Source organism: Candidatus Tumulicola sp., assembly GCA_036490475.1.
Taxonomy (GTDB): domain Bacteria; phylum Vulcanimicrobiota; class Vulcanimicrobiia; order Vulcanimicrobiales; family Vulcanimicrobiaceae; genus Tumulicola.
This window is the reverse complement of sequence record DASXDT010000001.1, coordinates 251,749-274,741: the sequence shown is the minus strand read 5'-3', so window position 1 is coordinate 274,741 and position 22,993 is coordinate 251,749. Positions and strand designations below refer to the sequence as shown.

Annotated in this window: 24 protein-coding genes and 1 tRNA gene; 15 read left to right on the top strand and 10 right to left on the bottom strand. The window is 59.5% G+C overall.

All coding sequences use genetic code 11. The features are described 5' to 3' along the window. Positions 1-465 carry a GNAT family N-acetyltransferase gene (locus VGF98_01480; protein ID HEY1680297.1) on the top strand — a complete coding sequence of 155 codons (465 nt, stop codon included), beginning with the start codon at positions 1-3 and terminating at the stop codon, positions 463-465. Beyond that, a complete protein-coding gene (locus VGF98_01475) occupies positions 462-1,211 on the top strand; it encodes a hypothetical protein (protein ID HEY1680296.1) in 750 nt (249 codons plus the stop codon). The genes VGF98_01480 and VGF98_01475 overlap by 4 nt, the downstream gene beginning before the upstream one ends. A gap of 234 nt (positions 1,212-1,445) precedes the next feature. On the opposite strand, the gene VGF98_01470 is transcribed toward VGF98_01475, so the two are convergent. Then, positions 1,446-1,526 (bottom strand) — tRNA-Leu (locus VGF98_01470). A gap of 290 nt (positions 1,527-1,816) precedes the next feature. On the opposite strand from VGF98_01470, the gene VGF98_01465 reads away from it, so the two are divergent. Beyond that, a complete protein-coding gene (locus VGF98_01465; GenBank protein HEY1680295.1) occupies positions 1,817-2,284 on the top strand; it encodes a GNAT family N-acetyltransferase in 468 nt (155 codons plus the stop codon). On the opposite strand, the gene VGF98_01460 is transcribed toward VGF98_01465, so the two are convergent. Both VGF98_01460 and VGF98_01455 read right to left on the bottom strand, forming a co-directional pair. Then, complete coding sequence (locus tag VGF98_01460) at positions 2,231-2,743, bottom strand: GNAT family N-acetyltransferase (GenBank protein ID HEY1680294.1); 513 nt, start codon at positions 2,741-2,743, stop codon at positions 2,231-2,233. The genes VGF98_01465 and VGF98_01460 overlap by 54 nt on opposite strands. Next, positions 2,740-6,528: an amino acid permease gene (locus VGF98_01455; GenBank protein HEY1680293.1), complete on the bottom strand. Its 3,789-nt coding sequence runs from the start codon at positions 6,526-6,528 to the stop codon at positions 2,740-2,742. Before VGF98_01455 ends, VGF98_01460 begins: the two co-directional genes overlap by 4 nt. A 52-nt stretch (positions 6,529-6,580) precedes the next feature. Here VGF98_01455 and VGF98_01450 point away from each other — a divergent pair, with 52 nt between their 5' ends. The 5 genes from VGF98_01450 to VGF98_01430 all read left to right on the top strand — a co-directional run bounded on the left by VGF98_01450 (position 6,581) and on the right by VGF98_01430 (position 10,896). Beyond that, the gene (locus VGF98_01450) at positions 6,581-7,621 is read left to right on the top strand and encodes an alpha/beta hydrolase-fold protein (protein ID HEY1680292.1); all 1,041 of its coding nucleotides are present in this window, start codon (positions 6,581-6,583) and stop codon (positions 7,619-7,621) included. Then, complete coding sequence (locus tag VGF98_01445) at positions 7,618-7,938, top strand: nucleotidyltransferase domain-containing protein (GenBank protein HEY1680291.1); 321 nt, start codon at positions 7,618-7,620, stop codon at positions 7,936-7,938. The genes VGF98_01450 and VGF98_01445 overlap by 4 nt, the downstream gene beginning before the upstream one ends. A gap of 439 nt (positions 7,939-8,377) precedes the next feature. Continuing rightward, positions 8,378-8,962: a hypothetical protein gene (locus VGF98_01440; protein HEY1680290.1), complete on the top strand. Its 585-nt coding sequence runs from the start codon at positions 8,378-8,380 to the stop codon at positions 8,960-8,962. 67 nt (positions 8,963-9,029) lie between these two features. Continuing rightward, positions 9,030-9,998: a hypothetical protein gene (locus VGF98_01435; protein ID HEY1680289.1), complete on the top strand. Its 969-nt coding sequence runs from the start codon at positions 9,030-9,032 to the stop codon at positions 9,996-9,998. A 118-nt stretch (positions 9,999-10,116) separates the two neighbouring features. Beyond that, positions 10,117-10,896 carry a hypothetical protein gene (locus VGF98_01430; GenBank protein HEY1680288.1) on the top strand — a complete coding sequence of 260 codons (780 nt, stop codon included), beginning with the start codon at positions 10,117-10,119 and terminating at the stop codon, positions 10,894-10,896. Positions 10,897-11,130: 234 nt separating this feature from the next. On the opposite strand, the gene VGF98_01425 is transcribed toward VGF98_01430, so the two are convergent. Together VGF98_01425 and VGF98_01420 are read right to left on the bottom strand one after the other, a co-directional pair. Next, positions 11,131-11,778, bottom strand: coding sequence for a hypothetical protein (locus tag VGF98_01425; protein ID HEY1680287.1), 648 nt, complete (start codon positions 11,776-11,778; stop codon positions 11,131-11,133). Beyond that, positions 11,775-12,128, bottom strand: coding sequence for a carboxypeptidase-like regulatory domain-containing protein (locus tag VGF98_01420; protein ID HEY1680286.1), 354 nt, complete (start codon positions 12,126-12,128; stop codon positions 11,775-11,777). Before VGF98_01420 ends, VGF98_01425 begins: the two co-directional genes overlap by 4 nt. Before the next feature lie 37 nt (positions 12,129-12,165). On the opposite strand from VGF98_01420, the gene VGF98_01415 reads away from it, so the two are divergent. The 3 genes from VGF98_01415 (at position 12,166) to VGF98_01405 (ending at position 15,159) form a co-directional block, all read left to right on the top strand. Further along, positions 12,166-13,572 (top strand): cystathionine beta-synthase, encoded by a 1,407-nt coding sequence (locus tag VGF98_01415; GenBank protein ID HEY1680285.1) that lies wholly within the window; start codon positions 12,166-12,168, stop codon positions 13,570-13,572. After that, positions 13,569-14,732, top strand: a complete 1,164-nt coding sequence (locus VGF98_01410) for a cystathionine gamma-synthase (GenBank protein HEY1680284.1) — start codon at positions 13,569-13,571, stop codon at positions 14,730-14,732. The genes VGF98_01415 and VGF98_01410 overlap by 4 nt, the downstream gene beginning before the upstream one ends. Before the next feature lie 274 nt (positions 14,733-15,006). Continuing rightward, on the top strand, positions 15,007-15,159 hold the full coding sequence (locus VGF98_01405; protein HEY1680283.1) for a hypothetical protein: 153 nt from the start codon (positions 15,007-15,009) through the stop codon (positions 15,157-15,159). On the opposite strand, the gene VGF98_01400 is transcribed toward VGF98_01405, so the two are convergent. Further along, positions 15,156-16,187, bottom strand: a complete 1,032-nt coding sequence (locus tag VGF98_01400; GenBank protein HEY1680282.1) for a phosphotransferase — start codon at positions 16,185-16,187, stop codon at positions 15,156-15,158. The two genes, VGF98_01405 and VGF98_01400, sit on opposite strands and share 4 nt — an antisense overlap. Before the next feature lie 105 nt (positions 16,188-16,292). Then, complete coding sequence (locus VGF98_01395; GenBank protein ID HEY1680281.1) at positions 16,293-17,852, bottom strand: LuxR C-terminal-related transcriptional regulator; 1,560 nt, start codon at positions 17,850-17,852, stop codon at positions 16,293-16,295. Between the two features lie 616 nt (positions 17,853-18,468). On the opposite strand from VGF98_01395, the gene VGF98_01390 reads away from it, so the two are divergent. After that, on the top strand, positions 18,469-18,660 hold the full coding sequence (locus VGF98_01390; GenBank protein HEY1680280.1) for a hypothetical protein: 192 nt from the start codon (positions 18,469-18,471) through the stop codon (positions 18,658-18,660). On the opposite strand, the gene VGF98_01385 is transcribed toward VGF98_01390, so the two are convergent. Beyond that, entirely contained in the window at positions 18,657-19,544 is an 888-nt protein-coding gene (locus tag VGF98_01385) for a hypothetical protein (protein HEY1680279.1), read from the bottom strand. The two genes, VGF98_01390 and VGF98_01385, sit on opposite strands and share 4 nt — an antisense overlap. Before the next feature lie 57 nt (positions 19,545-19,601). Here VGF98_01385 and VGF98_01380 point away from each other — a divergent pair, with 57 nt between their 5' ends. Both VGF98_01380 and VGF98_01375 read left to right on the top strand, forming a co-directional pair. Continuing rightward, positions 19,602-20,522, top strand: a complete 921-nt coding sequence (locus VGF98_01380; protein ID HEY1680278.1) for a fructose bisphosphate aldolase — start codon at positions 19,602-19,604, stop codon at positions 20,520-20,522. Between the two features lie 401 nt (positions 20,523-20,923). After that, on the top strand, positions 20,924-21,787 hold the full coding sequence (locus VGF98_01375) for an aldo/keto reductase (protein HEY1680277.1): 864 nt from the start codon (positions 20,924-20,926) through the stop codon (positions 21,785-21,787). Between the two features lie 14 nt (positions 21,788-21,801). On the opposite strand, the gene VGF98_01370 is transcribed toward VGF98_01375, so the two are convergent. Together VGF98_01370 and VGF98_01365 are read right to left on the bottom strand one after the other, a co-directional pair. Further along, complete coding sequence (locus tag VGF98_01370) at positions 21,802-22,215, bottom strand: type II toxin-antitoxin system VapC family toxin (GenBank protein ID HEY1680276.1); 414 nt, start codon at positions 22,213-22,215, stop codon at positions 21,802-21,804. A gap of 1 nt (position 22,216) precedes the next feature. Continuing rightward, a complete protein-coding gene (locus VGF98_01365; GenBank protein HEY1680275.1) occupies positions 22,217-22,471 on the bottom strand; it encodes a type II toxin-antitoxin system prevent-host-death family antitoxin in 255 nt (84 codons plus the stop codon). 105 nt (positions 22,472-22,576) lie between these two features. On the opposite strand from VGF98_01365, the gene VGF98_01360 reads away from it, so the two are divergent. Continuing rightward, the gene (locus tag VGF98_01360; protein HEY1680274.1) at positions 22,577-22,987 is read left to right on the top strand and encodes a hypothetical protein; all 411 of its coding nucleotides are present in this window, start codon (positions 22,577-22,579) and stop codon (positions 22,985-22,987) included. Positions 22,988-22,993: the final 6 nt, after the last annotated feature.

The following is a 22,993-nucleotide window of genomic DNA, read 5'->3' as shown; positions in this document are numbered from 1 at the left end:
GTGAAGTTCGTTAGGCTTTCAAAGAAACAGGCGCAGAAAGTGGACGCCGAGCTCGTACGCTGGAACGCACAAGCTGTACCGTTCACGCAAGAAGAGCCGTTCCATCGTCTTCAGTATGGCGTAAAGGAAGATGGCGCCCTAATTGCGGGTGCCGGAGGCACGCTGTACTGCTGGGGCATCTTATATGTCGACGTCGTCTGGGTCGCGGAGCCGCACCGACATCGCGGCCTCGGGGAACGGCTCATGAATCACCTTGAGGAAAAAGCGAGAAAACTGGGCTGTACCCTAGTGCACCTCGATACGTTCGACTTCCAAGCTAGGGGCTTTTACGAAAAGCTGGGTTACACATTGTTCGGCACGCTTGACGAATGCCCACCGGGTCATAAACGGTTTTTCTTTAAGAAAGCGCTTTCAAAACAATCGACGAGTGATCGTGAAAGCACTGAAGGGGGAAGTATTCATTGAACGATTCCAGGCTGCGTGCAGGGGATTTCGTTGAAGTCGAATCCCCCGCGGGAAACCGCTTTTTGCGATTCGTCGGCAAATACAAGAAGGGCGTTCCGTACGATGTGTTTGGCGTTTTGAGAGCCAACGTTGTCTGCGACTCAACAGCGCAGAGCCTATCGAAGCTACCAATCGAATACTTCTGCACCTCGGCCGCCAGCATTCTGCTCAAAGATAGCCGTTTCAAGAAAATAAAAGGCCTCCCACTTAGCCAGTTCTCCATACCCACGTTTCGAGAACGTTATGGGACCGGTTGGCACATCTTGGAACCTAGCGGAGTCGTTCCCGTTCACCAACTCGATAACCAACAGCGCGATCTGCCTATTCTCGAACTAGTACCGGCCGAACAAATCGTGACGCGTCTGTCGACCAACTGGAAGCCAAGTGATGACCTGCTCGATTCCACCGAGTGGTTTATTAAAGCGATTTCACAGGCGCGGCGCACGGGCTGGAAGGGTTTCACTAAAGTGTCATGGGAATTTCAAATCGACGAAAGGCGTGACATCGAAGTTGTTACAAAGAGGCTAAGCGATCTCGCAAAAGGCTGTGAGATTACGACTAGCGCTGAGGGCTCGATTCTGACAATCACGGTGACACCGCAAGCGGATGCATTGAGTGACGGGCCGTGGCTGGATGACCTTGAAAAAGATCTTTCGAACGTTGCAGATAGCATGGGCGCGAGAATTCTAGGCCATGAAATCGAATGAGAGTCGGAAGCGGCGCTTTCAAGCGGACAACTGTAGTCGCGCTCTCTACAACCGATTGTTTGTTGCGGCCGGCCAAGGCATTCGCAGCGGCGTGCGATATGATCGACATTCGGGCTGGGGAATGGTATCGGCCGGCATGTCCGTCGCCAGGATGCTTGCGCTGGCGAAATGTAAGCTGCACCCCGAGCAAGGCGGTCGGCACCGAAACGATGACGAGGAAACAAGCGATTTATTTAGGGAAGGTGGGATTCGAACCCACATGAGTTGCCTCGGCCGCTTTTGAGGCGGCTGCGTCTGCCGTTCCGCCACTTCCCCTTGGGGGCGCGTTTCGCGCGAAACGGTGGTTGCGCCTTCGAACGGTCGCTCTTCACGGATACGGCCTCGTACTTTCATCGTACCGGGGTAACTGGCGAAGTTTGTGATCGGTTCGGATGTTTCGAGTATGTAGTATTGCTCTACGTTGGTATCGTGGGTAACCTGGCAAGTTGCGGCTATCAATCGTTTAAGTTCGCGGCCCTATTTGGGCTTTTAAATGTGCCGGCGACCCGTGTCATCTGGGTGGTTGCGAGGATGTCCGGGGGCTATCGACCGGCGGAGACGTGGCTATGAAGATTGAACGCGCGACCCTCGATGATACACAACACATAATCGACGTGTTTCGCGGAACCTGGGCCATCGCGCTTCCGTACTTACCGACCTTGCATACGAACGAAGAAGATCTCGAGTATTTCGGCTCGGCCGTCGCGAAAAGCACCGTGTACGTCGTTAAAGATCGGGATCGGATCGTTGCCTTCTGCGCGTTTCGAACCGACTGGGTCGACCATCTGTACATTCTTCCCGAATATGCGCGTCGCGGCATCGGGCGTGCGCTCATGGGTAAAGCGCAAGCCGCGCACCCCCGACTGCAGCTCTGGGTCTTCCAGCGAAACGAAGCAGCCGCTGCATTCTACAGAGCGATGGGTTTCACGCTCGTCAAACAGACCGGTGGCGCTGACAACGAAGAGCGCGAGCCCGACGCATTATACCAATGGCCCGCGCCGTTCGATCCAGGCTCGGTAGTCGGCGTCGAGTAAGCCGTACGGACACAGATTCTCGAAACCCCCGTCCGTTGGGTTTTGAAAGCCGTCCCGGTACGTCCCCTCTTGTAGGAAGCCGAACGAGTCGTACAGTCGCCGCGCTGTACGGTTCGATTCGTGGACCTCAAGAAAGGCGCGGTGCGCGCCATTCTCATCGAAGATATGTCGCAACGCCCACCGCATCATCGACGAACCGATACCCTCACCTTGGCGCACCGATATGATGCGCGAAAGCTCATACAACCATGGATGGATGCGATCCATCAGCAGCAAACCCACGGGGTGGCCGTCCGAACCGAACGCGACGAAATCTCGACTCGACTCGTGTTTCGAACGCCGAACGACCTCGTCGACCGTCGGCGTGTTCAGCAACCCTACGACGTGCGGCAAGCCGTGCATTTCGATAATCATCGACGGCTCGACCTCGGCAAGCGGGTGCATCGACAACGCAATCATGACGAACTCCCCGAAAGCAATTGCTCCGCCGCAGCCGGCGATGCAACAGAATACGAACCGATACGCAACTCGACCGGCGAGTGTTTAAAAACTAACGTAATCAATGCCGCTCCTCGCGTGGCGCGCACCGTCGCCGATCGAACATCCCCGGCCTGCCACCGCAGCGCCACGAGGCGCCCGCCGTGGATCACGCCCGCACCGGACGCACCCGCCGGCGCGACCAACCTGTCCCCCGTATTCATCGCGAAGCCGGAAATGCTCTCGAGCGTCGCGCTCGACCCCGCCTCGCGCGCCGCGAAGCGCTCCTCGATGACGAGCTCGTGCGTTGCCGTGTCGAAGTGCAGCATGCGCTCGAAGTGCCCGCCACCCACTGGTAGATCTGGCGCGTCGTACGAACACGTAATGGACGCGATGCCCTCGGAAGCGCACCCGTACTTACGGTTGAACGTGCCAGCGGGCAACGGATGCGTGTACGCAGCGATGTAATCGCGGGCCGACAACGCCGGCTCCGGCACCACCGCGTCGCGCAGCAGGCCGATGCTGCTCGCAGCGTTATCGCTATGGCCGAAGATCAACTGCGCGATCCGCGCTCCGGCCGCCGGCGCCAGTGAGGCGAACGCGTCATTGTATTCGATGCTCGTGACGCCGGTCGAAGCAAATTGCGGACGCTGCTCGTAGGGGGAGCGGTCGGTCCAAGTCATAGGGGGCTTCGTATACGCAAGCCCGATCGGGACGAGCCGAGACGCGCGTCCCGAGACGCGGAACTGCGGAACGACATAGCTGCGATCGGCGAGCTTGACGGTCAACGGCCCAAGGGTACGCTCCGTAGTCGACGGGTTGATTGCATCGATAAATCCATATCGGCCGCTATCACCGAGCAGCAGCGTCGCGTCCGGCAAATTCAATCGCGGGCGCAGCGTGGCGAGCGTCTCCCGCAGTTGTCCGTCCTGCAACAACGCCCACATCGTCGCTCGCGATTGCGAGGTCATCGCCTCGCGCAGTCGCTGCTCCAACACGATCGGCAACGCTACCGCACCGTAATTTGAAAGCGACCGCGCGTCAGAAACCGACAGATCGACGACGTCGCAGGTCAGCCGCCGTTCGGAACAGTCACGCTGTGCCGCAATCGTCGCATCGGCGAACGCGCGAAAATCGCGGTTGCTCAAAACGGACGGTGCGAACATCGAGGGCGGCCAGACGATCGCCGCATCCGCAGCGCGGTGCGTCGCGGCCAACATCGGGCCGAATCTCCTGATAAGATTCCCAAATGATGCGGTTGGTACATAGCGCGCGGAACTGTGGTAGTCCGAGGTCAATGCAGCGTCCCACGCGTACGACCAATTCGCCCACGGCGCTTCCCAGCCCGGTGGATTGACGGTGTCTTGCACTGGAAAATTGACGACGCCCGTCACGCCGTCGCGTAGCAACTCGTGCAATGCGAGACCGGTATTGCTCGGATCGCTCGGACGCGGCTGACCCTCATCCGCGCCTTGCAACCACCCGGCTTGGAACTCCGCGTAGAGATGCGGAACGTCTGCTTGCGTCTGCAGCAATCCGGTCGCGAAATCTAATTGCGCGAGATCGTGCACGCCGATCGAATAGGCGTCGCTTTGATACCAGTCGCCCCACGCCCATGCCGGCGCCTGGGCTGTGACTTTCGATTCGTACGTGTTGATGAACAATGGAACGTGCGTCCCCGCCACCGATTGCACCGTCGAACGCAACCAGCCGACGTAGGCGTGCCAATGCGGCGCCGGCCACGTGTCGTTATCGAGGTACGCACCCTGGTCGTCGTCCAACGCGATGGCGATGATATCGTGCGAGTACGGCGCGGCAACCGTTAGAACGTCGTGTAGCCATTGCGCCGACGCTCGCAAATGGGTCGCATTCGCCAACCATTCTGCTCCCGCCGAATCGGCATGTGCGTTTTGCAACGTTGCCGTGGCCGGATACCGGCCTTCGTACACGTCGTGCGCCGGCATATTATACTCCGGACGCAACAACAACCAATCGGGATAACCGCCGTTGCGCCACTCGTTGCGAATCACCGGCCCCGGACGCAGCACGATCTTGAATCCGAATTGATGCGCTAACATGAGAACGGTGCGCAAGTCGCGCTGCGGATCTGTCGCTCCCGTAAAGTCCGGCGGAGAAGCGCCATCTGGCTGGTGCCAATTCCACGGCACGTACAGATCCAGCGTGTTGATTCCCATTTGCCGATAGTCGGCCATCGCACCGTGCCATTGTCGCCGAGGGATGCGCGCGTAGAAAAACGCTGCGCCATACACAAAAAATGGCCGCCCATCGACCGTGAACACCGGATAACCGTTCGCGTGCCGGATCGCCGACGTATTCCACGATTGCCAGCCCGCGTCGGCCGCCTCCGCGCGAAACGGCGCGCCACAGAAGAAGAGCGCAAAACACGCTGCCGCAACGAACGGCCACCAGCGCCGCACGCGCGCCAGCCACAAAAACACCAGCGCGCCCGCTACTAACCAGCCGACGCCCAACAGGATCGCCTGCGTGCCGGTATACACGAACGCCAATCCCCATCCGACCAGCGCCACGAACGCCGGCAACGGGTAGAGCGGCATGCGAAACGGCGCCCTCTCGCGCCGCGCCCGCAACACGAACAGTGCCGCAATCTGCGCGATGCCTTGAATCAAAACGATTCCCGCCGTCAACACCGCGATCACTTGATCTAAGGTTAAAAAGCACGCCGCCAACGACAAGCCGCCGACTGCCAACAGCGCCACGTGCGGAATATCTAAGCGCGGATGCAACCGCGCGAATGGCGCCAAGAACGCTCCATCGCGCGCCGCCGCAAACGCGATTCGCGAAAAGCCTAACAAATTGCCGTACAGCGACGCGAACGCCGTCACCAGCACCAGCACCGTCACGACCAGCGCCGCCGGTCGTCCCCACGAATGCTCGACGACCAGCGACCCAATATATTGCGACTGCGCCGTCGGCTGCCCGTCCTTGCCTAACAGCGACTGCCACGGAATCGCGCCCAGTACGCCGATCTGCAACAACACGTACAACGCCGCGACGATGACGATGGACAACAAAATCGCCATCGGGATCGTGCGATTCGGCTGCCGCACTTCGTCGCCCAACAGCGCCGCATCCGCGTACCCCACATAGTCGTAGAGCGTCACGAACAACGCGCTCCCGAAACCCGCTAACAAACCGAGATTGAAGTGCACCGTCGGTGCCATATGCGCTGCGTGCGCCGCAAACGCCGCGTGCGCCGCCGGATGCGCGAACGCGGCGGCAATCACCAATACCAGCGTCAGCACCGCCGCGCCCGCCAATACCGTCGCCAGCGCTGCCACGCGCGACGTGCGCCGGTACAGCGCCAGAATGGTGATAACCCCGGCCCCAACCGCGATGCCGTCATGCAACGCGACGTTGCTTGCGGCTGGCGGATACAGATACGCCGCGTAGTTGGCGAAGCCGATGTAACCGCTGGCCAGCAAACACGGCGCATACAGCAAAAACTGCCAGTTGAACAAAAAAGCGAGCGCCCGCCCCAACCGCTTCTCGCCGAATATTTCGCGCAAGTAGACGTACGTGCCGCCCGAGCCCGGATAGCGCGACGACAGCTCCGCCCACACCAGACCGTCGCATAACGCGACCACCGCACCGGCGATCCATCCCACGAGCGCTAGCGGGCCACCCAGCGCCGCAATGACGAGTGGAATCGTCACGAGCGGACCGATGCCGATCATCGTGATGACGTTGATCGCGACGGCTCCGCGCAGGCCGATGGCGCGCTGCATCCGCCGGGGCTTCGGTAAGGTAGAAGTGGGACCTGGCGGCGAAAGCTCGCGCATGGCGCAACAAACTCCGTGGGCACGACTACTTCGCGTGCGAGGCGACGTTCGAATCGACTTTGTGGCCAGCGAAGCGCTCGCCAACAATCCCCTCGGCGATCCATCGGAGCGTCCGGTCGCGATCTATCTGCCGCCCGGATACGACGGGAGCGCGAAGAAGCGCTATCCCGTGCTGTATGTGTTGCACGGTTACACCGGCGACGCCGCCGCGCTCCTCTCTGCGCGGCCGTGGGAGACCAACGTTTTTCAATGGGCCGACCGACTGATCGCAGAAGGCAAAATGCCGCCGGCGATCGTCGCCGTGGTCGACGGTTTCACGCGCCTCGGCGGCTCGCAATACGTCGACTCGATTCACAACGGTAATTACGCGACCTACACCGTGCGCGACGTTGTCGGCCACCTCGATGCCAACTACAACACGATCGCACGCGAAGGCGGCCGCGCGGTGCTCGGAAAATCATCCGGGGGGTTCGGCGCCTTGCACCTGACGATGGACTATCCGGGCGTGTTCTGCGCGTTCGCATCGCACAGCGGCGATGCGTATTTCCCGTACGCGCATCCGATCGCGTTTCCCACCGTGCAGCGCACGCTCGAAGCGCACGGCGGCGACATCGAAACGTTCGTCGAAGCATTCGAAGGCAAAAATAAACGCCCGACGAGTGATTACACGACGATCGAAATGCTCGGTTACGCTGCCGCTTATTCGCCCCGCAGCGCCAAAGCGTTCGACCTCGACCTGCCATTCGATCGCAAAACCGGCCAGCTCGATCACGCCGTGTTCGAGCGATGGCTGGCGTTCGACCCAGCCGAAAAAGCGCCAAAACGCCGCGCCGAGCTCGAACGCCTGCGGTTGCGCTTTATCGACTGCGGACGCCGCGACGAGTATGGACTCGATATCGGCGCTCGGGTCGTTAGCGAACGCATACGGGCGCTGGGCCTCGACGTTCGCCACGAGGAATTCGATGACGACCACCGCAACGTTGGTTATCGTTACGCCGTTTCGCTACCGGCCCTAGCGGCCGTTATGGACACCGAATGAAACAGCAACAGTCGAACACCCATGCATTGTTAGGTAAAGTTGTTGGCGTTCTGCGAGCCGAGGAGCGCGAGCTTCGCGCCGAGGGCGTCTGCAAATTATCTATCGTTGGCTCGGTAGCGCGCGGCGATGCTGCGCCGGATAGTGACATTGACATCAGCATCGAGATCGACCCCGAAGCGCATCTCGGGCTACGTTTCTTTGCCTTGGAAGAGAGACTGAAGACGTTGCTGGGCCGTCCCGTTCAGCTTTTATCCGAGCCAGCCGAAAACCCACGGCTTCGCGCAAATGTTCAGAGAGATCGCGTGATTGTCTTCTGACGAGTCCGCGCATCTTCTGGATATCGTCGACAACTGTGAAAGAATCGCTACCTACCTAGCCGGGCTCAGTCAGGAGCAGTTTGAGCAAGATGAGCGGACTCGCGACGCTGTTGAACGATGCTTGCAGCGAGTTTCGGAGGCTGCGACGCGCCTTGGCGGCCGCGCAGCTGAACTAGCGCCCGAACAGCCCTGGAGCGATATTCGCGGGATGGGGAATTGGCTTCGCCACGCTTACGATCGACCGGACTCTGGGATAGTTTGGGACGTCGTCACGCGGCAGTTACCCCTTCTCCTTGCCGACGTTCAAACTGCTCTCGGTTCAGCTTGAAACGGAGGGCTCAGAGCTGGGCGCTCGGGTCGTTACCAAACGCATACGGGCGCTTGGCCTCGACGTTCGCCACGAGGAATTCGACGACGATCCGGCAACGGTAAATACCCAATGAAGAAGTTTATCGCCCTTTTTGTCGTGGCATTGGCCGTGGCACTGTTGCCGCCGATGACGTCGCGCGCACAGATTCCGCCGCCGCCGACCCCGACGCCAAATCCGCTTAACTATACCGATCCCGGGATGAACTTCACGGCGCCCGACGACGCCTACTTAGCCGGACGCGGATATCCGAGCGTAGATTCGCTCGGACAAGACCTGCAACCGGTTGCGATGTGGGTGCTCCATCCCGGCAAGGAAGACGCGCGTACGATCACGCTCTCGATGGAGTCGTTCGAGGGCGCGCCCAATCAATGGGAAGCGCAGTTCGAAAGCCAGACGCACAGCGGCGGTGGCGACGGTGTGCTCATCCGCAATCGGACCCCGATGTCGCTGCTCAACGGAATGCCCGCGACGTTCGTTGAGATCACGACCGGCAGCGGCTTTACTTCAAAGAAAGAGTTCGCGGTCGTATGGGCGGACGGCAAACGCGGCATCGTGCTGGCCGAAACCGCACGTCTCGGCGATTCGTCGGTCGACGAAGCAAAACGCATTTTGCACAACGTTAGCGCGACGCGATATCCGGAAGAGCAACCCTAACGGACGACGACCATCGCCCGGTCGTCGTCCGACCGCTAAGGCCATAGCCCGCAGAGGAAGCAATTCGATGATTTCCAAGGTGGTTCGCGCCTCGTTGTTAACGGCGGCGCTTCTGGTTGCGGGATGCGGATCATCCGCCACCACGCCTCCACAGACCGCGATTGCGCAATATGTGCAGCGCTCGCACAAGGCAACGCACGCGTACATCGGGGCCGGTAATGGTGGGGAGTTATCTGTGTATGATATCGGGTCGAAGAAGCTAAGCCGAACAATTTCGCAGGGCATAGACGAGCCTTTTGACTTAGCTTTCGACGCATCGAACGACCTATACGTGTTAAATTTCGGAAACGATACCCTGACGGTTTATGCTGAAAATGCCGGCACTCCAAAGCTGACGATATCGACCGGCCTCAACTGGCCAGTCGCGCTCGCGCTGGACAACTCGAACGGTCTGTACGTCCTTAATAGTTTTGACAATACGATTACCGTTTACAATAGCAAAGAGGGCAACGAGCGATACGCCATCTCAGACGGGCTCACATACCCCGTGGCAATTGCAATAGGCGCGGACCAGAATCTCTACGTTGCGAATGGAGCGAACGTCGCCGTTTACGCTCCCGGTGCGCAAAGCCCGACCCGAACGATCACCACGGGGATCATTGACGCGGAGGCATTGGCCTTCGATGACGCCGGCAATCTGTTCGTCGCCAATAGAAAAAATGTGCTCATGTATCCGCCCGGCAGCAACTCCCCTTCAGAAACGATAAAGAAAAGTTCGTATCGCCTCGGCTTCGACGCGCGCGGCAACTTGTACGTCCTTGGCGGGACGATCGCCGTGTTCAGTCCGGCGGGGCGCGAACTTCGTGACTATACGCGGGGTCTTGGCAGAACTGAAAGTATGCATGTAGCCCCTTCGGGAGACGTGTATGTCGGAGCGAAGCTTCAGGTCAGTATATATACTCCAAAAATTCCTGAGCAGCCGGCTTTTTATATCAAACACACGCCATACGTACACGCTGTAGCGTTTGGTCCGTAGTCGAGCCCCGGAGATGTATCGCACCGCTGCCGTTACTCTGATGCTCGTGCTCCTTTCGACTTCTGCGCCGGTCCGTGCGGCCGGCTCCGGCACCAGTGATGTCGGAAGCTCCGCCGATGTGGCAGCGATCAGACGCGATCTGTCGATATTGATGAGTGCTGAAGTGCAATACGTCCGGCCACTCGTTATTGAGTGGGTCGTCACGGACGGCCGTCACGCGATGGCATCTTGGGTGGCTAGGCCGTTCCGCGGATTTGCTACGCTTGCCAAACGCGAGGGACGTTGGTGGTGGACGGGAGAGACCGTTGGGGGCCCGGGGGGTTTCTGGACCAATCTGACCGCTCCGCCGCAAGACCTCGGCAAATGTTTTGATTCCGTCCAGTCGCCGCCGTCGGCAAAAGCAGTTTTCGACGACGGATATATCGATAAATCGACGTACATGTTGTTACGGGGGCGCTGGAGGACGGTACGACCGTCGGCACTGAGAGAAGTATTTTGCGACGGAATTCGTGCTGAAGATTGGAGCGGCAATTACCGCCTTCGCCTCGATCCGCCGCTCGGTGCAGACGGAAGCCGCTTCGACTTCGGAGATCCCGCATCGCAGCGTCGGACCGATCTAGTCGACCGAGAAGGCCACTATGATTTCGACCTCTCAGCCCGTGCGTACGAGACGAAGAAGCCCCTTACTATGTCTTCTTTGCTCGGCGCCCAATTGACGCTCTGGGCGCCTTTCGTGCTCGATACAACCAAGCTATATACTCTGGATCTGCCGGGCGTTCAACCTCCAATTGTAGCCCTCAAGGGCACTCTTCGAAATAATACAATTTCGTTCGCGCTACCGCAGTTCACGATTCGGACTGGAAACATCGTGCGCGGTACTATTGCAAAAGGGCCGTAGCGCCCGCTTTGACCCTTGGTCAAAGAGTGAAGCCGGGTGAGTCACGGATCAGGAGCCGAAGCGTAAAGACTTGCCTTTACGAACGGTTAGGAGTCGAGCATTTTTATGTGATCGAGTAGGCTAGGCTTAGTCCGATCCCAGATCGCAAACTCGAGGCGACTTCAGGAAATGCGTGGCGATGTGACCACGTTTTGCGGCGGAGTTGCGCCGAACGGTGGACAGATCTGCAGCGCTTTAATAGACCTCCGTTAAGCTCCACGTCGACTGATAAACGGCCCGTGTAACATCTTCGAACAGCGTTAGCATTTTTGCGCTATAAAGCGACGTCGGCAACGAGCCGTATGGAAGCGCTAACGCGAGGATCGCCGTATTCGGTCCCGCATTGGGCGGCCCGACGAACGCAATACTGAAACTTTTACGATGTGGTTGAGCGCCGCAGCGCATAACCGCTAGACTAAAGAAGGCGCCGTCCGGCGATGGACTCGCCCGATCGGCTTCGGAAAGATCGTAGAACCCGTCTTTCTGCAGCGCCGCTACGAACCGGTCGAATATCGACGGCGCCGGATCGTCCGTACGCGAAATTGTCGCTCCGCAGCAGTGTTGAACTTTGCCGGACGCGTCTTTATAACAGAGTGGCCCACCGCCCATATCGTCGAAACTCGGCGTAACGTAGAGGGCAACCGAGACCGGACACGCTCCAGCGACGACCGGCCGGTCCGGTTGAAGGACTCCCGGTTCCGTGAGTCCCCCCGAGCGAAAATAGACGGCAGAAATATCCGAGTAGGCGGGATTAGCTGTGCTCGCGCAAGCTGCGCTCGTGCTTACCGGAAGGCCAGAGACAACCAGCGCCGAGAGCGCGATTCTCCAGACCTTTACAATCAATGTTGCGGAGTGGGCGGTGCGGGTGACAGCGTGATGTCGAGTTCGAACGGTTTGCTGGGTTCGATATTGGCGCTCGAGTTCACGACGGTATATCCGCTGGCTTGCACCGTGTAGTCGGTGAGGCCGCTTGGTACGGCGGTGATCGTGAACTTGCCCGACGCATCGGTCGTTGCGGTGAGCACCGTATCGATTGTGACGACCGCGCCGGCGACGGGCTTACCACTCGCATCGACGACCGTGCCTTGCACGATGGAATTGCCCGCGGCCGGCGGCAACTTGTCGTCGGCGCACGCGGTGAAAGCGACGAGTAGCGCGCACGCCGCGAGGATGGTGCGAAGGCCGGATTTCATAGGTAAACGTGTTCGCCGCGCGGAAGCCGCGGGTCCTATGTCAACCACCGCTCGGCCCGAGCATGCGACCGAGCTCGTTTACTGCGAAAATGCGCTCGAAGCGGTCGGCCACACCCCTCTCATAAAGCTCAATAAGATCACCGATGGCGCGAGCTGCCTGGTGCTCGCAAAAGTCGAGTACGTGAATCCCGGCGGAAGTGTGAAAGATCGTCCGGCCGTGTTCATGCTCAACGAGGCCGAGGCGGCGGGACACCTGCGTCCGGGCGGCACGATCGTCGAGGCGACCAGCGGCAACACCGGCACCGGCTTAGCCATGGCGGCCGCCATTCGCGGCTATCGCTGCATCTTGGTGATGCCCGACAAAATGTCGCGCGAGAAGGTCGACCTGTTGCGCGCCTACGGCGCCGACGTGGTCGTGACGCCGACTAACGTCCCGAACGATTCACCCGAATCGTATTACGGCGTTGCCAATCGGCTCGCGTCAGAGATTCCGGGCGCGTTTCAACCCAACCAGTTTCACAATCACTCCAATCCGGAAGCGCACTACCGCTCCACCGGTCCGGAGATTTGGGAACAGACCGGCGGCAAGATTACGCATCTGGTGGCCGGCATCGGAACGGGCGGCACGATCTCCGGTTCGGCGCGCTATTTAAAAGAGAAAAATCCGAGCGTGCATGTCGTCGGCGCCGATCCGGAAGGCTCGATTTATTCGGGGGATACGCCACGGTCGTTTGCCGTTGAAGGCATCGGGATGAACTATTTGCCCGAGACCGTCGATTTGCGTGTGATCGATGAAGTAATCCGCGTTTCGGATCGTGACTCGTTTTTGCTGGCGCGCCGGATCGCGCGAGAAGAGGGCTTGCTGGTCGGCGGTTCTTCCGGCACTGCGGCTGTTGCAGCGGTGCGGCTTGCCAAGACGCTGCCGCCCGAAGCGATCGTCGTCGTGGTGTTTCCAGATTCCGGTCGCGGCTACATGTCGAAGATCTTCAACGATGAGTGGATGATCGCGAATGGATTCCTGGCGGATTCGAAACGGCGCGCGACCGTCGGCGACGTGCTGCGCGCAAAGACGCCGCTGCCTCCGATGATTACCGTACAAGAGGACGATGCGGTGCGGACGGCGTTGGACTTGTTGCGCAAATACGAGATTTCGCAGATTCCGGTAATGCGCGGCACCGAGAATGTCGGCAGCGTGAACGATATCGGCGTCATGCGCGCGGTGTTCGACCACGCCGACATCATCCATCAGCCTGTGAGCGAAGTAATGGGGCGCGCGTACCCCATGCTCGAACAGTCCGACGAAATCGAATTGGCGTATAAAATGTTAACGTTGGCGAATCCAGCGATCGTCGTGACCGATGAAGGCGAACCGATCGGCGTGTTGACTCGTCAAGACATCATCAGTTTCTTATCGACCAGCTCCGAAGTGCCGATTCGCCCGTGAAGTTCGCGACTCGGGCGATTCACGTCGGCCAAGGGGCCGACCCGACCACCGGTGCGACGATCGTTCCCATATATCAGACGTCTACGTATACGCAAGACGCGATCGGCGTGCATAAGGGCTTCGACTACAGCCGTTCCATTAATCCGACGCGGGTAGCGCTGGAGGCACAGCTTGCCTCGCTGGAAGAAGGCGCGTTCGCGAGCGCGTTTTCGAGCGGCGTGGCGGCCTCGACGGCGGTGTTGAGTTTGCTGTCGTCGGGCGATCACGTGGTGGTGGGCGACGATTTGTATGGCGGAACGTATCGCTTGTTTTCGAAGGTGCTGACGCGGTTTGGTTTGGAGTTCACGTTCGTCGATATGACGGATCTGGCTGCAGTGCGTTCGGCCTTGCGGCCGGCGACGCGTATGCTTTGGGTGGAAACGCCGACCAACCCGCTTTTGAAGCTGGTCGATATTGCGGCCGTTTCGGAGATTTGTGATTCGCACGGTTCCGTTGGTGGTGCGCGGCCGTTGGTGTGCGTGGACAATACGTTTGCAACGCCGTATTTTCAACGACCCCTTTCGCTGGGTGCCGACATCGTGGTGCACTCGACGACCAAGTATATCGGCGGCCATAGCGACGTTATCGGCGGCGTGGCGATTACGAACGACACCGCTGCCGCCGAGGGAATCAAGTTTTATCAGAATGCTGCCGGCGGCGTTCCGGGCCCGCTAGATGCGTGGCTGACGATGCGCGGCGCGAAGACGCTGGCCGTGCGGATGCGCGAGCATGCGACGAACGCGCAGGCCGTGGCCGAGTTTTTGGAATCGCGCGACGACGTGGAACGAGTGTTTTATCCAGGGTTACCCTCGCATCCGCAGCATGATTTGGCTCGACGCCAGATGAGCGGTTCCGGCGGAATGGTATCGTTCGTGCCGCGCGGCGGAGTGGAGCGGGCGCACGCGTTTGCGCCTGGCTTGGAGTTTTTTAGCCTCGCCGAAAGCTTGGGCGGCGTGGAATCGTTGATTTCGAATCCGGCGCGCATGACGCACGGCGCGATCCCGCAAGAAGAGCGCGTGCGGCGCGGCGTCGTCGATGGATTGCTGCGGTTGTCGGTAGGAATCGAAGACGTCGGCGATTTGATCGACGATTTGCGGCGGGGTTTGGATTCGACGCGATAGGGCCGTTCGCGACTGTATGGAATTCGGACTAGACTTAGCCCAGTCGTTCACATAAAAATGCTCGATTCTTTACTGTCTCCGAGGCAAGTCTTTACGTTTTGGAGCCCGATCCGTGTCTCACGAGCCCTAGTATCGGGACGAGCCTACTGACGCCCCGGGTTTTAAGCTCCAAATCGCGTTTCTAAACTGTGAACTGGTGGACTAAGTCTAGTTCAATTTCGCCAGGGTGCGCGGAGGGAGTGCGATCCTCGGCAATCGCGAACCCAGTGATCGTATGACTCAGCAAAACGAACCCGACGCAGAGCTGCTCCTCTCAAAGCAACGCGGCATTCTTCCGGCCCACGAAAACGAACAACACGATGAAGAAACGCCCGATCGGGAGATGAGAGACAACCGCGACAATCTCAAGCGCAGCGAACCGGACTAGAGATGGGAGCCGGCACCTTCGATAAGTCCGCCGACAAACTCCAAGGCAGCGCAACGCCCCCGTAAAAACGTTGCCACGTCGCCGCGCTTAGCCTCAAGCGCCTCGAGCTTTCCGTCGTCCAGCACGAGCTCGAACATGGCCGGGAAGAGCCACGCGTACTTCAACGCACCGGATAACTCGATCGCTCGCCCAAGCCTGCCGTCGTCCATCGGAATCGCGAGCAAAACTTCTTCGATGTAAGCCGCGACCGCATCGCTCCAAACGCGCTCGATGTCGCCCGTTGGAATCAGCAAGTCGACCGCGTCGTCCACGATAAGATTGGCGACGTCGTGCCCGAGGTTCCCAACGCCCGCATGTGCCAGATCGATCGCAACCACATCCTCCAGTGGGTCCGCGCTTACAAAAACGTTCGGCCCCCAAAAGTCGAAATGGCAACGAGTCGCGGGGATTTCCCCGAACGTTCGATACAATTGCTCGCGATCGTCCCACAGCCGGTTGACGGCGGGTGCAAATGCTCGAAGTCTGTCCACCTCGGGAAACCCCGAGCAGTCCTCTGAACGCCAAGCGCCGTCGAAGAAAAATTCGCGGCGCCGCAAATATTCGATCAAAAGCCCGTTGAAGCGTTCTTCCGTCGAAGCGGCCCTCGCCGCCGTGCGCGTCTCCGCCGCAGCCTGATATCGTGCGAGCTTTCTTGCCACGTCGATATAGTCTGCGCGACTCCAACTCCACCCATCAACGCCTTGCACGTCTTCAAGAAACAGAAGCGCCCCATCGCTGCGATCCGTAGAAGCATAGAGCGTTGCGCTTCGAACCCCCGATCCAGGTCGACCGAACGCTCCGTTTCGATACGCGTCGTATTCGCGTTTCCAATAATATGGATCGCGTTGCTCGGTGTTCGTGCGCCAACGCGACGACGAGCCTGCGGTATAACCGATCTGCTTGGCGACGGTGGAAAATAGCTGGCCGGCTGCGGAACCGGCGATCCGCCAGAGTCCGCGCGTCGCCTCGTCGACGACATCGTGCTCCAATGGCGCGATCGAATATTCGACTGCATCGAACGGGACGTCTAGAGCGAGAGAGCTGGAGATCGCCGGCCATGCATCGGCGAACTCCGCGTCAATCTCCGTAAGCGTTTAAATGATTTTCCGGCGCATCGCCTCTGCAATGAGTGCGTGGCGGCTGCTCACTTTGAAGACTTTCAGCACGGCCTTGGCGTGATTCGCGACCGTTGCCGGCGAGATTTCCAGACGGTGCCCGATCTCGATGTTCGACAGCCCCTCACAGATGAGGCGGAACACCTTGTCCTGCATCGGCGTCAGGCCGTCGGCACGTTCGTTCACCGAATGCAGGCGCTTGCGTAGTTCTTCGCCGAGCCAACTGCTGGCGTAGTGATGCAGAGAATGCGCCGCGCGTTTCAAGAAATCGGGCTTCTTCGTGAAATCGTACAGGCGTAACGCCGTTCGACCCGCCCGCCACTCGAATCCGCAGGATTCGAACACGGCCAGCGCGTCTTTCAGGCGCGATCGTCCCAGGGTGCGATTTCCGAGATACGCATCGACGACGCCGGTCGAGTAATCGATCAACGCCTGGTAGCGCCGATCGCTGCGCATTAACGAACGCATATTGCGAATCGGACCGGAGGCGCGGAACCGCGCCAAATACTCCGACGACTTGGCCGCGTCGATCGGCGCCAACAATTCAGCTAAGTTGAGCAGCGCGAGCACGGCTTCGTCCGGACAGCTTTCCCAGTTGGCTTGGTCCGCCGCTTCCTCGGCGTCCGACAATTCTTGCCGGAACCACACATCTTGCTCGCGGGCCTGTGCTAGAAACGCTCGGTCCACCAAAGCCATGGTCTTCCAGCCGAGGTCCGGTGCCGCCAGCGCGCTACGCCGCAGATAGCGGAACGCGTTGAAGTAATCGCCCTGTAATGCTTTGGCCCAGCCAATCGCCTTGGTCGTTTGAAACAGCGCGACTTCGAAGTCTTTTGGCCAGGGGACCCCGCCCAGCTGCTGCTCCACTATGGGAACGGCTTCGGGAATGTAGATCTCGCGCGCCAGTGCCGCCAGCGTCTGCGTGCCGCGAATCCGAGGTTCCGCGTGCTCGGGATCCTGCGGGTCGATCATGCGTAACATTTCGGTCAGCACGTGCGCCTGTTCGCGCGCCCGGCCTTCGCGGCTCAAAATGCAACTCTCTAATTGCAGCGCATTCAGCCGGCTCTCGACCGAGCCGCCGCTGCGAATCGGCTGCAGAAATTGGCGCGCCTCTTCGGGCTGGTTGGACGACAGTGCGTAACGTCGACCGTAGCGATACGCAACGTCGGCAATCAGATCTTTCTTGCCGGAACGCTTTGCCGCTTCGAAGGCCGCGTGCAGTTCTTCGTCGGCCGCCTCGAAGTCGCCGGTAGTGCCATACACTTCGCCGAGTAACATTCGAACGCGTATCAGCTGCTCGCCCTTGGCCGAACCGCGCAGGCGGTTGAGCAGCGCGAGCGCTTTTGGAGACTCGCCGTTCATGCGCATGTGAACGCGCGCACGATACAGCGACGCTTCCAGCGGCGCAGTTTTCGCGGAGTAAGTGCTGTCATAGATCGTTGCGGCTTGCGCGTATTCGCCTCGTTCGAAGAGAGCAGCAATATCGCTACCCCGGGTCGTTCCGTCTCGAGCGAGGGTCCGCGCCGTTTTGGCGTGCGGCATGAACCCCCGCGATTCGCGGGCGGACTGCTGTTCCTTTTTCGCAGGCCGCCTTGCCGGGCTTAGCCACCGCCTCCTTCGCCGAACGAATCGGCCGGCTGAACGTGTTGATGTGAGTGCCCGGGCAGCGCGTGGTAGCCCGATCCGCTACCACCGAAGAGCATTGCGAGAAGAAGCGCGAGTAAAGCCATGGGTGGGCCTCCAGCGCCGTAAACGGCGCATCGCAACTAGACCAAACGGTCTAGCTACTAGAGGCTAGGTTACTTAGAACGCGAATCCAAGGGGAGAATTAAAGAAAGAAGGCGCTCGCTACGGCCCGATGGTGCGCGCTCTATTGAGGTTGTCTCGAGGCTGAATTTGTAATACAAGTTACGGTGAAGCCACTGTCCAGGCGAGTCCGCAGCGCAATGCGGCCGGCGCCTTTCCCAGAGCATAGGTGCTGGCCCTGTCGGCTTAGTGACCGCTCTGCTGGCCGGACGAGCACGGCGCAGATCGTTGTCTTATGGCCGCTCGTCGCGCGCGTGGCCGATTACACTTGCGCCTGTCCGACTATTAGTCTTCTGTTGCGCCATCGTGGCCAACGTTACGTGGCCCCGTATCGCACTCTTCGAAAAGATCGTTGGTGATCTCGGATATGTTCGATCCGAAGTTCAAAGTAAATGCTTCGTATCGTATGGCTTCGCCGAATTCGATGCTCCTGCGCGGTCAGATTCAAGGCGTTCCGTTCACGGCGACGTTGCGGCGCTTCGACCTCGGTGGATTCGAGCTCGACAAGTGGCAGCTTCACCTCGTGAGCCAATATCCGCACTAATCGGTTCGGCTCGTTTCATCGAACGCGCGCTCACACCAGGCGATAAACCGCGCGGCGCGCTCGTCGGGATATTCGATAGCAGAGACGGTTCGTTGCAACAACGCGCGGTTTTGTAAAGCGATGGCGCAGCGGGCGGATACGTTTGCAACGTTGATGGTTTCGGCCGTAAAAACGCTCGGTGCGTTCGGTTCGATGCATATGTTTGGCAGGTGATCAACGACGATTGCCCGATCCTCGTCGTTTCCGAAATTAGCCAAGCACGTCATCGCTCCAAAGCACATTGCGCTATCGTCCAAGAGGCGTCGGTAGTAATCACGAACACCGTGCTCATCTACGTATTGCTTAAGCTGATACATAGTTCGCGTTCGCTTCGATTCGACGATAGGTCTCTCGAGCAGGAACGCGCCGACGGAGAATCCGCCGCTCTCGAGCTGTGCGATCTCCTTGGGGCCGAGCGTGTCGCGAATGGCTCTTGCATCCTCCCCAGCTGAGCGATACCAGTCGTTATCGTGTTTTTGCTCGAGATCGGCCGCGGCTCGGATAAATCGCCAAGCGCTTGGATCGTGGCAGTCATAGACCGCCGTTTTCATGGTCGAAATCATCCCGTCTGCAATGCTCAGGCCATTCTCGCCGGCAAGCGTCCTGAGCGCGCTATCGCCGAAGTCGGTGAATCCGCCTTCGAAAAATGCGGGCACAACCACGCTCTGGGGTTCGACGTCCGGTGAGATGACCGCGCCGGATATTAAGGACCGAAAGCATTCCAGGTCGGCGTGGGAATTGCAATTTTTCGCGTAGTTCGTAAGCTCGCGAAATGAAAGCTCGCCTCGGAGGGCCCTCCGGCGGTAATCTTCGGTCTCATTAAGATAGAGGCGCTGTAATTCCACACCGTTCCGATTATTCTCCAGCCGTCGCGGCGCCTTGGGCGAGGAGGGCCAATCGACATGGAAACCGATTCTATCCGTACCATGCGATTAGACGAAATGCGGGGCCACATCGGCCAACACCCCGGCTTCCTCGCCGCCCTGGATCAAAGTGGCGGCTCGACGCCCGGCGCGTTGCGCGCGTACGGCGTACCTGACACAGCCTACTCGAACGACGACGACATGTTTGCGCTAATTCACGAGATGCGCGTGCGCATCATCACCGCGCCGTCGTTTACCGGCGACCGGATCATCGGAACGATCTTGTTCGAACGCACGATGCGCGGCGACGTGAATGGGACACCGGTCCCAACGTTCCTACGCGAGCAGCGCGGTTCTGCCCCGTTCTTGAAAATCGACAAAGGTTTGCAAGACGAGTCGGATGGCGTGCAGGTAATGAAGCCGATCCCCGGTTTGGATGCATTGTTGAAGGATGCGGTCGGCTTCGGTATTTTCGGAACGAAAGAGCGTTCGGTCATCGCGCGTGCCTCGAAAAGCGGCATACAGGCAATCGTCGATCAGCAGTTTGAAATCGGGCGTCAAGTCGCTTCGCATGGCTTGGTTCCGATTCTCGAGCCGGAAGTGTCGATCAAGGCTCCGGATAAAGCGCAAGCCGAACAGATTCTCTTCGACGCGCTCATGGCCGGCGCGGACAAGTGGACCGGCGACGTGCCGTTTATGATCAAGATCACGATCCCCGACAAGACCGATTTATACGCACCCCTCATCGCGCACGCGAACGTGTTGCGCGTAGTAGCGTTATCGGGTGGCTACGAACGCGACGACGCTTGTGCCCGCCTCGCAAAAAACCACGATCTGATCGCGAGCTTCTCGCGCGCGCTGGTTGAGGGCTTGACGCGCGACATGAGCGACGCCGACTTCGATGCTCGGCTCGGTTCGACGATCGCGGAAATCTATAAGGCCTCGACCGTTAAAGGTTGATCGCCGCGAAACGACCCCGTCGGCGACCCTAGGGAATTCGGACTAGACTTAGTCCACTCGTTCACACATTGGAAACGCGCCCAGAGGCGCGAAATGCGACCGATCGGTGCGGCGTCCCCGAATTTTGGAGGTGAGCCACCGATCGCAGCCTAGTGCGACGCGGTCACTCCCATTTTGTTCACGAGTGAGCTGTGAAAAAAGCCGGATTTTGACCCTAAAATTATGTGAACGAGTGGACTAGACTTAGTCCAATTACCCTAGGGCTCGAAACGCACGCTTACGACGACGACGCGCCCCTAGTAGAAGATCTAACGTTTAATCACCGCTCGCTCGCTCGCACAGAATACCGACGTCTAGTTTTAGTTTATGCGCTCCCCTAAGTGGAAACGAATATTGGAAGCATGAAAAATCTAGGTGGAAATATTACGATCGGCGGCGACCTTACCGTGCGCCGGCTCGGCTTTGGCGCGATGCGCATCACCGGCGAGGGGATTTGGGGCGAGCCCAAGGATCGCGCCGGCGCGATCAGACTGATGCGTCACGTGGTGGAGTCGGGCGTCAACTTTATCGATACGGCAGATGCCTACGGACCCGCGGTGAGCGAAGAAATCATCGCTGAGGCGCTTGCCCCCTACAGAGATGGCGTCGTTATCGCGACCAAGGCTGGGCTCGAGCGTTCCGGGCCGGGCGTTTGGGAATCCAACGGTCGCCCCGAACATTTGCGCTCCGCAGTCGAAGGAAGTCTAAAGCGTTTGAAACTCGAGCGCATCGACTTGCTGCAATTGCATCGCATCGATCCGGAGGTTCCGGTCGCCGAGTCCCTCGGCGCGCTGGTCGAGTTGCAAAGCGCCGGAAAGATTCGCCATATCGGCTTGTCGCAAGTCACCGTCAAAGAATTGCATGAAGCCCAGAAGACCGCCAAAATCGTGTCGCTACAAAACCGTTACAACGTGGCCGATCGCGAAGCCGAAGATGAGGTCGAAGAGTGCGAGCGTCAGGAGCTCGCGTTCTTGCCGTGGTTTCCGTTGGCCGGCGAAGGAACGCCCGGGCACGAGGCTCTCGAACGCATCGCCAAGGCGCACGACGCCACCCCAACCCAAATAGCGTTAATCTGGTTGCTAGCGCGCTCGCCGCAAATGTTGCCGATTCCCGGCACGTCCTCGATCGCCCACTTCGACGAAAACATCGCGTCCGCCGATATCGAGTTAACGCTCGCGGAGATGAAAGAGCTATGCGGGCCCGCCGAAGTGGCCATCGCGCACTAACCCGCGCAAGTTCGTCAGGGAACAAAAGCCGTGCGAAGACCAAAGCTTCGCGCGGCACGGTCTAATAGCGCATCGGCAGTTACGAGTTCGAGATCGAGGTCTTCCGCACAAGCGAGATATGCAGCGTCGTAGGCGGTGAGATGAAACTCACGTGCCAACGCAAGCTCCGCACCCGGCATGAACCGATCGCCGCTCGTCACCAATCGAACCGGTAAATCTCGAAGTAAGTCTAGAGCGTCTTCGACTGCCTCCGATGCGATGCGGCCCGCGCGCTCCGCAGACAACAGCAGATTCTGGATTTCGAAAGAAAAGATGCTGGGAGCAACCGCCGATTCAGTTTCCGCGCGCTTGAGAATGGCGTCCGCGTTCGACGAGGCCTCATCGGACAGAAACCATTTCGCCGCCACCGACGCATCTAAAACGAACACGTTAGCGGCGATGGCCCTCGTGAGCGAGCGCGCGAAGTCTCGGACGCGCCGTTTTCGACTCGCCACGTTCGGCCTGATGCGCAGCCACCCGTTCGCGGATCGCTCGGATGCGCGCGACGGTCTGCTTCGGGTCGACATCGCCGAGCGGGCGGATTTCCGCGACCGGCGTGCCGTTGCGGAGAATGACCGTCGTTTGGCCGGCAATAACCCGCTCGATCACTTCTGAGAACCGAGCCTTCGCGTCCCCTAAATTCATGGTCTTTCTCATGTGACTAGTCTAGCATATCTGACTATAATTTTCTCTCGCCGGTGCCCGCCCGGTCGCAACCAGCGCGGGGCCAGAGCCGTTATACTGTGTGCGATGAGCGTACTGCATTTCACGCCCGACATGACCGTCGACCAGGCTTTCAAAGTTCACGCGGGGGCGCGGCGCGTTTTCGCCCGGTTCCACCTGGGCGGATGCTCGAATTGCGCGATCAGCGAGACCCACACCATCGGCGCGGTGAGCGAAGACTACGGGATTCCACTCCCGATGCTGCTCGAAAACCTCAACGCGCTGTTCGATCAGGGCACGCTGTCCGTCGGCGACAAGGTGCGCATCCCCGACGAGATCCGGGGTAAGATCCCGCAACTCGCGGGAGTGCCCGAGGTCGGAAAGATCACCGGTGCTGACGCCGGGGCCTACACGGCAGAATTCGGGGAAGTGCGTCTCCAGGGACTGGCCGAGGACTTTATTCCATTCGAGGCCGGCGAGGGCGTCACGGCCGGCTAAATCGGC

What these genes read in the sequence shown, in the direction of transcription:
- VGF98_01465 (HEY1680295.1), top strand. Translation starts at nt 1,817, where the DNA reads ATGAAGATTGAACGCGCGACCCTCGATGATACACAACACATAATCGAC.
- VGF98_01460 (HEY1680294.1), bottom strand. Translation starts at nt 2,743, where the DNA reads ATGATTGCGTTGTCGATGCACCCGCTTGCCGAGGTCGAGCCGTCGATG.
- VGF98_01455 (HEY1680293.1), bottom strand. Translation starts at nt 6,528, where the DNA reads ATGCAGCGCGCCATCGGCCTGCGCGGAGCCGTCGCGATCAACGTCATC.
- VGF98_01450 (HEY1680292.1), top strand. Translation starts at nt 6,581, where the DNA reads ATGGCGCAACAAACTCCGTGGGCACGACTACTTCGCGTGCGAGGCGAC.
- VGF98_01445 (HEY1680291.1), top strand. Translation starts at nt 7,618, where the DNA reads ATGAAACAGCAACAGTCGAACACCCATGCATTGTTAGGTAAAGTTGTT.
- VGF98_01440 (HEY1680290.1), top strand. Translation starts at nt 8,378, where the DNA reads ATGAAGAAGTTTATCGCCCTTTTTGTCGTGGCATTGGCCGTGGCACTG.
- VGF98_01435 (HEY1680289.1), top strand. Translation starts at nt 9,030, where the DNA reads ATGATTTCCAAGGTGGTTCGCGCCTCGTTGTTAACGGCGGCGCTTCTG.
- VGF98_01420 (HEY1680286.1), bottom strand. Translation starts at nt 12,128, where the DNA reads ATGAAATCCGGCCTTCGCACCATCCTCGCGGCGTGCGCGCTACTCGTC.
- VGF98_01415 (HEY1680285.1), top strand. Translation starts at nt 12,166, where the DNA reads ATGTCAACCACCGCTCGGCCCGAGCATGCGACCGAGCTCGTTTACTGC.
- VGF98_01405 (HEY1680283.1), top strand. Translation starts at nt 15,007, where the DNA reads ATGACTCAGCAAAACGAACCCGACGCAGAGCTGCTCCTCTCAAAGCAA.
- VGF98_01395 (HEY1680281.1), bottom strand. Translation starts at nt 17,852, where the DNA reads ATGCCGCACGCCAAAACGGCGCGGACCCTCGCTCGAGACGGAACGACC.
- VGF98_01380 (HEY1680278.1), top strand. Translation starts at nt 19,602, where the DNA reads ATGGAAACCGATTCTATCCGTACCATGCGATTAGACGAAATGCGGGGC.
- VGF98_01375 (HEY1680277.1), top strand. Translation starts at nt 20,924, where the DNA reads ATGAAAAATCTAGGTGGAAATATTACGATCGGCGGCGACCTTACCGTG.
- VGF98_01365 (HEY1680275.1), bottom strand. Translation starts at nt 22,471, where the DNA reads ATGAATTTAGGGGACGCGAAGGCTCGGTTCTCAGAAGTGATCGAGCGG.
- VGF98_01360 (HEY1680274.1), top strand. Translation starts at nt 22,577, where the DNA reads ATGAGCGTACTGCATTTCACGCCCGACATGACCGTCGACCAGGCTTTC.